The organism is Pseudomonas sp. LBUM1666 (assembly GCF_059695775.1).
Genome location: NZ_CP166789.1, coordinates 5,559,893 through 5,572,758, shown reverse-complemented (window position 1 = coordinate 5,572,758; position 12,866 = coordinate 5,559,893). Strand labels below are relative to the sequence as shown.

Here is a 12,866-nt window from a genome sequence, read left to right as displayed (position 1 = left end):
AGCGCGATGACTCTTAAACGGTTGTGGTCAGCTCGGCAGTGACGCCCGCACCGGTGAGTTCGGTTGTCGGATGAATACCGATTGAACTCAGGATGCCGGGCATGGCGGAATAGTCCGCTTCGCCGGTCTCGATGAACTGAGTCGGTAATAACAGTGAGTGATCGCCGAACAGTTCAAGAAGTTGCGGAAGAATGATTCGCCAGGCGGAAATCTCCCGCATCGGGAAGATCCGGATGGAGTTGGCGATGCCGCGGGTAAACAACGTTTTCTGTTGCGGTGAAAAGTCGTCGACTATGGGCTGCACAAACAGGGGGAATATGTGTTTGTGCACCAGTTCGTCTTTTTTGTGCAAGGCCACTGCGTGGCGGAACACCGGCTGTATCTGCGTCGCATCGCTGAGTTCGGCAAGGTAATCGCTGATGAACGTTTCGGAGACCAGCGAAAACGCCAGGCGATAGACCTTGAAGTCGGTCTCGGACATTGTCGTCTGCGCTTGGCTCAAGTGCCGCGTCAGCTCGAGTTCGGGCCATTGAATACTCATGCCGCGCTGGGTAATGGCCAACTCGCACATGTTGATTGAGAACAGCGTATGAAAAGCTTCGTCTGCCAGCGTTTCAGAAATCGTCGCGGCGCTTGCATAACTCAGGCGCGAGCCAAGATGGAGCAGGTCGATGCAGGACGGACAGATGATCTCTGTTTCAATGGCAATGGTTTTCTGGTTGTAAATAACCCATCCGGCAGACAGGATGAGTAACTTCAACTTTGCCGGGTAGTGCTGGTAGTTGGGGTCATCGGAAAAAGGCAGCAGTGTTTCCAGAAAGTCCGGTGCATTAAGATCAAGCTGGATTTCCGGGCGCTGGGAGTCGAGTTTTATTTGCGCGCGTTTGTGCCAGCTGCGTTCTATCTTGATCAGCCTTTCATCGGAGCTGTCATTGCTTCGGTATAGATCATCTTGAGTACTATGCTGAAACATCGTTTCACCGGTTTACTGTTGTAGTTTTATGGCCATCCATGGGCTTGCCGAATCGTCGGCAACTGTCACGTCCGGGGATTACAGTGCGGGGGCGGTCTGGATCTTGTTGTTTTTACGATCGAGATAGTCAGCCAGGCGATCCTGCGTACGGGCATCCGATGACACCACGGCGGCAATCAGGGCTTCAGTGATGAGACCATCCTGCTGGCTCTGATCAACAATCCTTGGCAAGACGTGAGTGACGGCGTAGTTGGTCATTGGCAGGTTGCCGCTAATCTTTTGTGCCAACTCGATCGCCTTAATCAGCACTTGACCGTTTGGCACCAGGTACTGGGCAATGCCTCGGTCGTAGCTTTCCTGGGCGTATAACGTGCGCCCGGTAAGCATCATGTCGGTCATCAGCGTGATACCGGCAATTCTCGGGAATCGCACCGATGCGCCGACCCCCACGTAAAGGCCACGCATCGCCTCGGGGAGCGAAAAGAAAGCGCTGTCGTCGATTACACGCAGGCTACAGGCAGTGGCGATTTCCAGTCCGCCGCCAATCGCGGCGCCGGAGATGGCAGCAACCACCGGTACTTTGCCAAACTGAATCAGATCGAACGTTGCATGCCATTCCCGGAAGGCATGCACGTTATCGATGACGGATTGATCCCTGATTTCCGATAAGTCCAGGCCCGTGCAGAAGTGCTCGCCAGTGCTGTAAAGCACTGCTGCACCGACGCCGTCAGGAATGTTGGAGAAGGTCTCGCGCAGTTCGTGCATGACATCCAGCGACATGGCGTTGCGCTTTTGCGGGCGATTGAGGCCCACCAGCAAAACAGAGCCTTCTACTCTGACGTCCAAGTACTTTGTGCTCATTTTTTCCGAATATCCCTTCGAATAGCCCCAACTTTGGGAGAGTTGATTCTAGGGTGGGGGCAAATGGCCTGCTTGCTCTGTCAGGCCATTTTTTGCCAAAATCGGGCCATGACATCATTTTTTACATCTGAACCTTTCGAATCCGACAGCCCTGATGCTGTGGTGACTTTGCGCGAGTACCCTTCCGGGACTGTTTTTGCGCGGCATACCCACCGGCGCGGCCAGTTCGCTTATGCCTCCACCGGGGCGATGAAGATGTTTACCGACCTGGGCAACTGGGTCGTTCCACCGCAACGTGCACTGTGGGTGCCCGCTGGGGTCTCCCATGAGATGCACATGCGCGGTGATGTCACGATGCTCAATACTTATCTGGATGATGCGGCCGCCAAACGCGCGGGCTTGCCTGATCAATGTCAGGTGTTCGGGGTGTCGCCGCTGCTCAGGCATCTGCTCGGGGCGGCGCTGGCGATCGGGCCGGAGCAACCGCCGACGGTGCGTAATCAGTGCGTGTTGACGCTGCTGGTCGATGAGATTGGCGCCATGCCCGCGCTTCCGCTCAGTGCCCCCATCCCCACGGAACCCCGTCTGGCGCGCTCCTGTCATCGATTCCTCGATGCCCCGACCCAGAGAATTTCCATCAGTGAGATGGCCGACTGGTCGAGCATGAGCCGACGAACATTTACCCGCAATTTCCGCGAAAGCATCGGTATGAGCTTTGTTGCCTGGCGCCAGCAAGTCTGCCTGCTTGAGGCGACTGCACGGCTGAGCCATGGCTCATCCATTACCGAGGTGGCGATTGAGTTGGGCTATAGCAGCTCCAGTGCATTCACGTCGGTGTTTCGCCGCAACCTGGGGGATTCGCCGGCTCGGTATCTGGCCAAATCAAAAGGGGCCTCGCTGTTCTGAGCGATTGACAGCGGGCCAAAAGGACCGGCGCTCCGTAAGTTCGGTGCGCCGCTCAGGGACGTCTTCAAGGAGTGAATCACCATGAACACCATGAGCGAGACGATTGAAGCGCTGGCGCAAGGCACGACCAGCGCTCCGGAACTGATTCGCGCAGCACTGCGCAAGAGCGAGACGGCAGAACATGTGTTCATCAGCTTGCTCGATACCCAAGCACTTTCAGCAGCGCAACAATCCCTCGCGCGCTGGCAGCAGGGCAATCCGCTGAGCGTTCTGGATGGCATTCCATTTGCGGTGAAGGACCTTATCGATGTGGCTGGCAGCCGGACCACTGCCGGTTCCATTACCCGTGATGAACGGGCGCCAGCGATGGTGGATGCTCCCGTCATTGCACGACTGCGTGATGCCGGCATGATCCCGATCGGCAAGACCAACCTCACCGAATTTGCCTACTCGGGGTTGGGTCTGAATCCGCATTACGGAACGCCCACCGCAGACTTCAATCAGGTTGAGCCGCGAGTGCCCGGGGGGTCTTCGTCCGGATCGGCGATTGCGGTGCAGCGCGGTATTGTCTGCGTGGCCATTGGCACCGATACGGCGGGCTCCATTCGCGTTCCCGCAGCTTTCAATGGTTTGACGGGGTTCAAGGGATCCAGTCAGCGATACGACATGAGCGGGATTCATCCTCTGGCGGTCACCTTTGACAGTCTTGGCTGCTTCGCCCACAGCGTTCAGGACTGCGTGACGCTGGATTGCCTTATGCGTGGAGTGCCCGGGGAGCACAGCGGCGCTGTTGATCTCAAGGGCGTTCATTTTGTGGTGGAAAAACAGAGTCTCGACGACCCGGAACTCCAGCCTGCGGTTCGCACGAATTTCCTGGCCACCCTGGACCTGTTGGAGCGGGCAGGGGCCCATCTGCATGACAAAACACTGCTCTCGGTCAGTCGAACCCGCGAGGCGATCAAACGACTGGGGTGGTTGGGGGCGATTGAGGCCTGGCGATTGTTGCGCAGTATTGTCGAGAGCCCCGACGGTGTGCGGATGGATCGGCGCGTGCGTAACCGGCTTCTGGCCGCTGCGGCGTTGCCAGACACTGCTGAAGCCGAGCTTCGTCAGTTACGGACCGAGTTGATGCTCGGTGTCAGAGCGGAGCTCTCTGATGCCATTTTGCTGATGCCCACCGTCAAACACGTCGCACCACCGCTCGCTGCGCTGGAGGCCGACGACGAGCTGTTCGCCACCACGAATTTGCAGACACTGGCCAACACCATGATTGGCAGTTTTCTCGATATGCCGGGGCTGGCCATGCCCACCGGAGTTGACGCTCAAGGGCTGCCGACCTCCATTCTGCTGTCCGCACCCTCTGGCCGGGACGATGATGTCTTGAGCATCGGACTGGCCGTCGAGCGGCTGTGTCGTTGCGCGAACAGAACGTGACAGTAAAACCCGCGACTGGAGGGCAGACGCGGGTTTCCTGAGTCGTACAACATAAGGTGACTAGCCTCTGGCAAACGCCAACATATCCGCATTCACCTTCTCTTTATGCGTATCCGTCAGCCCATGCGGCGCGCCCGGATACACAATCAACTCGGCATGTGCGATCAACCGCTTGCTCTCCAGCCCAGCCGCCTGGATCGGCACGATCTGGTCGTCATCGCCGTGGATGATCAAGGTCGGTACATCAAACTTCTTCAAATCCTCCCGAAAGTCCGTTTCCGAAAATGCCTTGATGCTGTCCAGAGTGTTTTTATGGCCGCCCATCATCCCTTGCATCCAGAACGAATCGATCAACCCTTGTGACGGTTTGGCGCCAGGCCGGTTGAAGCCGAAGAACGGGCCGCCAGCGATGTCTTTGTACAGCTGCGAACGGTCGGCGATAGAACCGGCGCGGATGCCGTCGAAGACGTCGATCGGCAGGCCTTTGGGGTTGCTTTCGGTTTTCAGCATCAGCGGCGGCACGGCGGAGATCAACCCGGCTTTCGCCAGACGCTGTGTGCCATGGCGGCCGATGTAACGGGCGACTTCGCCGCCACCGGTGGAGAATCCGAAGAGGATCACGTCCTTCAAGTCCAGGTGTTCGATCAGCTCCGCCAAGTCATCGGCGTAATGATCCATGTCGTTGCCGTCCCACGGCTGGCTCGATCGGCCATGGCCCCGACGATCGTGAGCGATGGCGCGGAAACCGTTGTTGGCGAAGTGCAGCATCTGTGATTCCCAGCTGTCGCTGCTCAATGGCCAGCCGTGGCTGAACACCACCGGTTGTCCGCTGCCCCAGTCCTTGTAATAAAGCGTGTTGCCTTCGCGAGTCGTCAGAGTAGCCATGTCGATCATCTCCGATGAGGATAGTGGGTTGAAGCGTTAGTGGTTGGCCGCCAGGAAGTCATCGGTGGACACCACGCTGGCGTAGGTAAAACCCAGGGCCGACATGAAGGCGGCATGAACGTGGGCTGCCGGAACGGTGACGCCGTTGAACTCCAGATCACGGGTAGCGCAGGCGTCGTGAATCACCGTGACGGTGTAGCCAAGATCGGCGGCGGCGCGGGTGATGCCGTCGACACACATGTGGCTCATGCTGCCGACGACGACCAGTTCCTTGATGCCTTGCTCGTCGAGGATTGACTGTAGTTCGGTTTCGCGGAACGAGTTGACGAAGTGTTTGAGCACGACCGGTTCGTCGGCGCGGTTGAGGACTTTAGGGTGCAGCTTCGCGCCCTCGGAGCCCGGAGTGAAAAAGGGCGCTTCGTCGGAGGTGAATTCGTGGCGGATGTGCACCACCGAATCACCGACATCGCGGAAGGCTTTGAGCATACGAACGGCGTTGTCCGCGGCGGCATCGGCGCCGACCAGCGGCCACTTGCCTTGGGGGAAGTAGTCGTTTTGGATATCAACTACGATGAGTGCTTGCTTGGTCATGACTGTTTCCTCGAAGTTGCTTGTTGGGTGTGGAATGAAGTATTGGGTCTGGCAGGCCGTCCGAGGATTGGCCGCACCGACAATAGAAGGGGGAAAACTGACAATGGACGCAGAAAGGCCAATCGCCGAGTTGGGCGTGCTGATCTATCCCGGTGCGCAGATGGCGGCGGTGCATGGGTTGACGGACTTGTTCGGTGTGGCGAACCGGATTGCCGCCGAGCATCAGGCGGCGCAGTTGCCGTTGCTGCGGGTCAGCCATTGGCAAGTTGACGGCGATCAGACGCCCGTGCGGGTCTACGACAGTCATCCCGCTCCGGGCGGCGCGTTGGTGGCGGTGTTGATTCCGCCGTCGATTGCCGGTTTTTCCGAAGGCCAGGCACCACAGGGACTGATTCGCTGGCTGCGTCAGCAACACGCCAATGGCGCGACACTCGGCGGGGTTTGTGTGGGGTCGATTCTGTTGGCCGAGAGCGGCCTGCTCGACGGTCGTAGCGCCACCACCCACTGGACCTCGGCCAAAACCTTCGCCGAGCGTTACCCGGCGATCAACCTCAAGGCCGACACCCCCATCGTTGATGACGGCGACCTGATCACCACCGCCGGGCTGATGGCTTGGTCCGAACTGGGCTTGCGTCTGGTCAACCGTCTGCTGGGGCCGAGCATCGCCACCAGTACCGCGCGGTTTCTGGTGGTGGAACACAGCGACAGCGCGAGTGAATGCGGCAGCAATTTTTCACCCATTCTCAGCCATGGAGATGCTTCGATTCTCAAGGTCCAGCATTGGCTGCAAAGCACCGGAGCGACCGATGTGTCGCTGGCGACGATGGCCGAGCGGGCAGGGCTGGAAGAGCGCACGTTCCTGCGTCGATTTCGTGCGGCAACCGGACTCAAACCCACTGAGTACTGCCAGCACCTGCGGGTCGGCAAGGCTCGGGAAATGCTCGAGTTCACCAACGGCACCATCGATCACATTGCCTGGACGGTGGGTTATCAGGACCCGAGTGCCTTTCGGGCGACGTTCAAGAAGATTACCGGGTTGGCGCCCAGTGATTACCGGACGCGGTTTGGGGTGGGAGCGAGTCAGGGATGAGCGTCAGTCGTGCAAAATGCCAGAGTTGAAACCCTTGTCGTGCAGAATCAGGCAGGCACGGTGCCATCACGTTTTTCGCAACTGGCTGATTTGAAAAACGTTTATCTCTGGCCTCCCTTGGCCTGATCTCTGCACCCCTTCTACTACATTCATCAAGCGCAGATTGAAGGGGGACGCATGACCCCAGCAAGCCGCAAGAAAGTGGTGGTCGCCCACTCCGTGCGCCCCGAGGCTCCGTTGCACGAAGTGGAAACCAATCGTGCGCTGGCCCGTTGGCTGGCGCAGATACTGGGGCTTAAATTCGGCGGTAGTTACGACCCCAAACGGCACAACGGTCGAGACCTTTATTTGTTGCCGACCCAGACGCTTGTTGGCGTCGCTGCCGCCCGGCAATTAGGCGTCAAGGGACCGGAGGATTTGTGGGGCGGTTATGTCGAGCATGATTTCATCTGCACCAAAGCCATCAGTCACGGGTTGCGCAACAAAAATGCTCACGCTCCGGAAGGCTGGTCACCGTTGTTTTCCGAACGTGTGCGCAGCGTGGTGCTCGACGGCCTCAGTGTTTTTTCCATGGACGATGCGCGGCCCGCGGCAGAACACCTGCTCTACACTGGTCCTATCCGCATCAAACCTATTCATGCCTGTGCCGGCCGTGGCCAGGAAGTGATCAAAAGCCTCGACCAGTTCGATGCCATCCTCGCCAGACCCGATGCCAAAGCGCTGTTCACTGAAGGCGTGGTGCTGGAGCAGGACCTGGACCAAGTGATCACCCACAGCGTCGGTCAGAGCTTTATCGGCGACCAGGTGCTGAGTTATTGCGGTGATCAATACTTGACCGAAGACGGTCAGGGCGAGCAGGTTTATGGAGGGTCCAACCTGCTGGTGGTGCGGGGTCACTACGACGATTTGCTCGAATTGGAACTGCCGGACGATATTCAGCTGGCGATCCGGCAGGCGCAAGTGTTCGACCGTGCCGCTGATGAGGCTTATCCCGGTTTCTACGCCTCGCGTCGCAACTACGACATCGCCCAAGGAGTGGACAGTAACGGCAAACAGCGCAGCGGCGTGCTCGAGCAGTCCTGGCGGATGGGCGGTGCCAGCAGCGCCGAAGTCGCCGCCTTGCAAAGCTTCGTCAACGACCCCGAGATGCGTGCGATTCGCGTGTCTTCGGTCGAGACCTACATCGACCAGCCGTTGCCGGCGGACGCCATCGAGGTGTATCGCGGGCCGGCGCAAAACAGTGACTTTCTTCTCAAGTACGTAACGGTTAAATCCTATGACGGCTAGAAGCGAAACCATTCAAATCGACATCGACGATGAACAGATGATCGGGACCTTTCTCAGTCCAAAATCGAAAGTGCCCGGTGTGCTCTTTGTGCACGGTTGGGGCGGCAGTCAGGAGCGGGATCTGGAACGGGCGAAAGGCATCGCCGGTTTGGGTTGCGTTTGCCTGACGTTCGACTTGCGCGGGCACACCGGCGGGGCCGGTATTGCGCTGAGTCGAGTCACGCGGGAAGACAACCTGCGCGACCTTCTGGCGGCGTATGACCGCTTGCTCGCGCACCCGGCGCTCGATACATCGGCGATTGCCGTGGTCGGCACCAGTTATGGCGGTTACCTGGCCTCGATCCTGACGTCATTGCGTCCGGTGCGCTGGCTGGCGCTGCGGGTGCCGGCGCTGTATCGCGATGATCAATGGCACACGCCCAAACGTGACCTGGACAAGCTCGATTTACGTGATTACCGCAGCACGTTAGTGCGCGCCGACAGCAATCGTGCGCTGCATGCCTGTTCGCAATTTACCGGGGATGTGCTGCTGGTCGAATCGGAGACCGACGACCATGTGCCCCACTCAACCATCATGAGTTACCGCGCGGCCTGTCAGCAGACTCACTCGCTGACCCACCGGATTATCGACGGCTCCGATCACGCCTTGAGTGAGCCTGTTTCGCAACAGGCATACACCTCGATCCTGGTGGGCTGGATCACCGAAATGGTGGTGGGCGAACGGTTGAGCATCATTCAATCATCGTAAAACTTCGACTGTTAATGCCTCGGTTTCTTCTCGATCCGCAACGACTTGGCCTTGGCTTCCACGATCAGGTACATCACCAGGGTAATCAGTAGCGGCAGGATGAAGTAGATCGCCCGATAGGCCAGCAATCCGGCCACCAGGCTGCCTCGGGACGCTTCATGTTGCAGCAGCGCCACGAACACCGCTTCAAGCACGCCAAGCCCGGCAGGAATGTGCGTGATGACTCCGGCAATCGCGCTGATCAACAACACCCCAAGCACCAGCGGGTAATCCAGCTTGCTCGGCAGCAGGGTGAAAATCACCGCCGCCATCAGCGACCAATTCAGCGCCCCGAGGGCCAGTTGCAGCACCGCCATGCGCAGGGACGGCAGGTTGATTTCCACCCCGCGTATCACCCACTCCCGCCGCTTGGAAAACTGACACGCTGCCAGGTACCCCGCGCTCACCAGCAACAACACCACGCCCACAACTTGCAACGCACCGGTGCTCAGCTTCCAGCCTGGCGGCATTCGCACCAATCCGCTGCTGAACACTGCACCGGCAATCACCATGTAACCGAACCAGTTGGTCGCCAGGCTCAACCCGAGAATTTTCGCGATGTTGCCCTTGCTCACCCCGAGTCGCGAATACAGCCGATAACGCATGGCAATGCCGCCGACCCAGGCACTCAGGTTGAGGTTGAAGGCATAGCTGATAATCCCCACCGGCAGGATCTGCTTCCACGTCAGGTCCTGGCGAATGTAGGTACGGCCGATCAGGTCGAAGCAGGCGTAAACCAGAAAACTCACCAAGGTCAGACCGGACGCGATAATCAGCGTGCGCACCTTGAAATCTGCGAGGTTGTTGAACACTTCATCCCATTCAATGCGCTGGGCAAGCATCGTGAACAGCACGATCAGCGCCAGGAAAAACAGCATCGTCAATGGCCGTTTCCAGCGGCTCCAGCGGGATTTGGTCGGGTTGTCGGCGTGGGTCGCCGGTTGCGTATCAGAGTGGCTCATCAGGTGTCACTCCCGGCGGAATGGGAAAAGGGTTTCAGGCGCGGCTTGTGCGCCGGCAGCCAACCGGCCCAAGCGGGGAAGTGCCGCAGAAAGTGAAACACCAGAAAACCGACGGTCATGTGCCAGACCCGCCCGCGCGGAGCCTTGTCTGCGCACATCGCCTTGCAGTGGTGGTTACTCAGGTCTTCGAGGCGCTCGAACAGGTCACGGTTGAAGGCGCGATCGCGGATCAACACATTGGCTTCCAGGTTCAAGGCCAGGCTCAACGGGTCGAGGTTGCTCGAACCGACCGTGCTCCAATCCTCATCCACCAGCGCGACTTTGCCGTGCAGTGGACGGTCGCAATATTCGTAAATCTGCACGCCGGATTTGAGCAGGTAGTCATAGGTCATGCGCGCGGCGAGTTTGGCCGCCAGCATATCGGGCTGGCCTTGCAGGATCAGTCGCACATCGACGCCACGGCGCGCCGCGTTGCGGATCTCGCGCAGCAGGCGATAGCCCGGAAAGAAGTAGGCATTGGCGATCACCACCCGGCGCTGGGCACTGCGCAGCACCTGTCGGTAAACCTCTTCGATGTCGGTCGGATGTTCGCCGTTGTCGCGGTACACCAGGCGAACCTGGCCGTCATGATCGGTGAACGCCAGCTCCGAGCGCCGCTGTCTGCGTCGTTGCCACCAGTATTTGGCGCGAGCCGGGCGACCGCATTGCAGCAAGGCGAAGTGATGGATGTCGGCCACCGCCGGGCCTTGCACTTCCACGGAATAATCCTGCTTGGCCTCAGGGCCGAAGTCAGCCAAATGGTCGGCCGAAAAGTTGATGCCGCCGATGAACGCAATCGTGCCGTCGACCACCACGATCTTACGGTGCAGGCGGCGGAACCAGTTGGTGCGGATGCCCAGATGTTTGGGCGCTGGGTCGAAAATCTGGATGCGCACGCCAGCCTCGCTCAGGGCAGAGAGGTATCCCGTGCTCAGTTCACCGCAGCCAAAGCCATCGAGACTGGCGCTGATTCGCACGCCGCGTTGAGCGGCGGCGATCAGTACTTCCTGCAGCTCATTGCCGACTTTGTCCTCGAACACAATGAAGGTTTCCAGCAGGATTTCAGTCTTCGCCTGACGCATGGCCTCGAACACCCGAGGGAAATACGCTTCACCGTTTTCCAGCAGCTCTACGCGGTTGTTGCCTTGCCAGCCATATTCGACGTCGACCACACCCGGCTCACGGGCCGGTGGGGTTGTGGATAAGTGCTCCACATTGGTTTTATCCATCGACGGGCTGCTCATAGCTCGATCTCCACCGATAGCGGTGCATGGTCGGAAAGGTGTGACCAGGGTCGCGCGGCCAGCACTTGCGGCTGACTGGCCTTGAGGTTGCGCACGTAGATGCGGTCAAGGCGCAATGCCGGCAAGCGCGCTGGAAAACTGCGCGCCGGTTTGCCGTGGAGTTCGGCGAAAACCTCCCGTAAACCGCAGGGGTTGAGCAGTGCATCGGCACGCTGACGCCAGTCGTTGAAGTCACCGGCAACGATCACCGGGGCATCGCTGGGCAGTTCTTCGAGGCGTCGGGCCAGCAACTTGAGCTGTTCGGTCCGGTGGGTTTCGCGAAGGCCCAGATGCACGCAAATGGCATGCACTTCCTGGCCGTCACCCGGCAGGCGCAGCACGCAATGCAGGATGCCGCGGTTCTCGTGACCGCTGATGGAAACATCAAGGTTGTCGTGGCGAATGATCTGGAATTTCGACAGCAGCGCATTACCGTGATCGCCCGCCGGATAGACCGCGTTGCGTCCATAGGCGAACTGCGGCCACAGGGTGTCGGCGAGGAATTCGTATTGCGGCATCGCCGGCCAATTGCTGTAGCGCTGGGGGTGATGCTCGTGGGTGCCGTGGACTTCCTGCAAAAACACCACGTCGGCGGACACGCTGCGAACTGCTTCGCGCAATTCCGGCAGGATGAAACGCCGGTTGAGCGCGGTGAATCCCTTGTGCGTGTTGACCGTCAGCACGGTGAAGCGGCGCACGGCGCTGATGATCGGTTGCTGTTCGTCGGTGGTGCCGAGCGGTTCGGAAATGCTCATGACAGCACTCCTTCGGCGACCCGTTCACCGGGGCGGGTAGCGAGGTCTTTATCCAGATTAAAGCGCTCCAGCAAGCGGCGGGCATCGAAGGGCGCGCGGACTTTGATGTCGTTGTCGAAGTAGCAAAACACCTCACGGGACTTGCGCGCCTTGGGCTTTTGCCGGGGTGCAATCAGCTGCGGGTCGGGTGGTTGCTGGCCGTGGTGCCAAGCCTCGATCCGGTCACCCCAGCGCTTCAGCGCTTCGGGGGTATAACCGCTGGCATAAAGTTCTTCGGCACCGTGCAGGCGCAGGTAAACGAAGTCACTGGTGAGGTCTTCGCGGTACGGCCATTTACCGGCGGTGTCGGCGATAACCAGCGCAGCATTGTGGCGTTTGAGCAGGCGGATGAAGGCGGGGTCGACGAAGCTCTCGTTTCTGATTTCTACGGCATGGCGCAAAGGCTTTTTTCCGTAGGCCTTCAGGCTGGCGTGACCGTTCACGTGCGCATCATGCTGGCGGGCGAGGGCGGCGGCCTCTTCGGTGTTGTGGGGCAACTGCTCCAGAAAGGTTTCGAACAGCTCGGCATCGAATTTGAAGTTGGGCGGGAATTGCCAGAGGATCGGGCCGAGTTTTTCTTTTAGTTCCAGCACCCCGGACGCAAAGAAATTCGCCAGGGGTTTATCGATTTCCCGCAGTCGCCTGATGTGGGTGATGAAGCGCGGGGCTTTGACGCTGAAAACGAAGCCCCTCGGGGTTTCGGCGTACCACTGGGCATAACGTTCGGGCCGTTGCAGGGCGTAAAACGATCCATTGATTTCGATGCTGTTGACCGCCCGTGAGGCGAATTGCAATTCGCGCTTGTGGGCCAGCCCCTTTGGGTAGAAATCCCCCCGCCAGGGCGTGTAGCGCCAGCCTGAAATACCGATGTGAATCGCCGCCATGTCGCCTCCCGTCTAATGGTCTTCGGACTGCCCCTGTCTTTTGATGACTGCGGGGCGGGCGAGAAAGTTTCGACGGGACTACGGACGGTT

Annotated in this window: 13 protein-coding genes; 5 read left to right on the top strand and 8 right to left on the bottom strand. The window is 59.2% G+C overall.

The genetic code is table 11. The features are described from left to right. Nucleotides 1-13 precede the first annotated feature (13 nt). Together ACA056_RS25710 and ACA056_RS25705 are read right to left on the bottom strand one after the other, a co-directional pair. Complete coding sequence (locus ACA056_RS25710) at nucleotides 14-973, bottom strand: diiron oxygenase (protein ID WP_497268708.1); 960 nt, start codon at nucleotides 971-973, stop codon at nucleotides 14-16. Nucleotides 974-1,051: 78 nt separating this feature from the next. Further along, nucleotides 1,052-1,834, bottom strand: a complete 783-nt coding sequence (locus ACA056_RS25705) for a crotonase/enoyl-CoA hydratase family protein (protein ID WP_497268706.1) — start codon at nucleotides 1,832-1,834, stop codon at nucleotides 1,052-1,054. A gap of 108 nt (nucleotides 1,835-1,942) precedes the next feature. On the opposite strand from ACA056_RS25705, the gene ACA056_RS25700 reads away from it, so the two are divergent. Beyond that, nucleotides 1,943-2,740, top strand: a complete 798-nt coding sequence (locus ACA056_RS25700; protein WP_497273600.1) for an AraC family transcriptional regulator — start codon at nucleotides 1,943-1,945, stop codon at nucleotides 2,738-2,740. An 81-nt stretch (nucleotides 2,741-2,821) separates the two neighbouring features. Then, the gene (locus tag ACA056_RS25695; RefSeq protein WP_497268704.1) at nucleotides 2,822-4,174 is read left to right on the top strand and encodes an amidase family protein; all 1,353 of its coding nucleotides are present in this window, start codon (nucleotides 2,822-2,824) and stop codon (nucleotides 4,172-4,174) included. A 60-nt stretch (nucleotides 4,175-4,234) separates the two neighbouring features. Here ACA056_RS25695 and ACA056_RS25690 read toward each other — a convergent pair whose 3' ends face one another. Together ACA056_RS25690 and ACA056_RS25685 are read right to left on the bottom strand one after the other, a co-directional pair. Beyond that, nucleotides 4,235-5,059 (bottom strand): alpha/beta fold hydrolase, encoded by an 825-nt coding sequence (locus ACA056_RS25690; RefSeq protein WP_497268702.1) that lies wholly within the window; start codon nucleotides 5,057-5,059, stop codon nucleotides 4,235-4,237. 36 nt (nucleotides 5,060-5,095) lie between these two features. Further along, nucleotides 5,096-5,650: a cysteine hydrolase family protein gene (locus tag ACA056_RS25685; protein WP_497268701.1), complete on the bottom strand. Its 555-nt coding sequence runs from the start codon at nucleotides 5,648-5,650 to the stop codon at nucleotides 5,096-5,098. A 103-nt stretch (nucleotides 5,651-5,753) separates the two neighbouring features. On the opposite strand from ACA056_RS25685, the gene ACA056_RS25680 reads away from it, so the two are divergent. From ACA056_RS25680 to ACA056_RS25670, 3 genes are all read left to right on the top strand, one after another. Beyond that, nucleotides 5,754-6,740 (top strand): GlxA family transcriptional regulator, encoded by a 987-nt coding sequence (locus ACA056_RS25680; protein WP_497268699.1) that lies wholly within the window; start codon nucleotides 5,754-5,756, stop codon nucleotides 6,738-6,740. Nucleotides 6,741-6,917: 177 nt separating this feature from the next. Continuing rightward, nucleotides 6,918-8,027, top strand: a complete 1,110-nt coding sequence (locus tag ACA056_RS25675; RefSeq protein WP_497268697.1) for a DUF3182 family protein — start codon at nucleotides 6,918-6,920, stop codon at nucleotides 8,025-8,027. Beyond that, entirely contained in the window at nucleotides 8,017-8,775 is a 759-nt protein-coding gene (locus ACA056_RS25670) for an alpha/beta hydrolase family protein (protein ID WP_497268695.1), read from the top strand. Before ACA056_RS25675 ends, ACA056_RS25670 begins: the two co-directional genes overlap by 11 nt. An 11-nt stretch (nucleotides 8,776-8,786) precedes the next feature. Here ACA056_RS25670 and ACA056_RS25665 read toward each other — a convergent pair whose 3' ends face one another. The 4 genes from ACA056_RS25665 to ACA056_RS25650 are packed head-to-tail and all read right to left on the bottom strand — an operon-like array spanning nucleotide 8,787 to nucleotide 12,776. Beyond that, entirely contained in the window at nucleotides 8,787-9,776 is a 990-nt protein-coding gene (locus tag ACA056_RS25665) for a lysylphosphatidylglycerol synthase domain-containing protein (RefSeq protein WP_497268693.1), read from the bottom strand. Further along, nucleotides 9,776-11,059, bottom strand: a complete 1,284-nt coding sequence (gene clsB / locus ACA056_RS25660; protein ID WP_497268691.1) for a cardiolipin synthase ClsB — start codon at nucleotides 11,057-11,059, stop codon at nucleotides 9,776-9,778. Before clsB ends, ACA056_RS25665 begins: the two co-directional genes overlap by 1 nt. Continuing rightward, on the bottom strand, nucleotides 11,056-11,853 hold the full coding sequence (locus ACA056_RS25655) for an endonuclease/exonuclease/phosphatase family protein (RefSeq protein ID WP_497268689.1): 798 nt from the start codon (nucleotides 11,851-11,853) through the stop codon (nucleotides 11,056-11,058). The genes clsB and ACA056_RS25655 overlap by 4 nt, the downstream gene beginning before the upstream one ends. Next, a complete protein-coding gene (locus tag ACA056_RS25650) occupies nucleotides 11,850-12,776 on the bottom strand; it encodes a DUF72 domain-containing protein (protein WP_497268687.1) in 927 nt (308 codons plus the stop codon). The genes ACA056_RS25655 and ACA056_RS25650 overlap by 4 nt, the downstream gene beginning before the upstream one ends. Nucleotides 12,777-12,866: the final 90 nt, after the last annotated feature.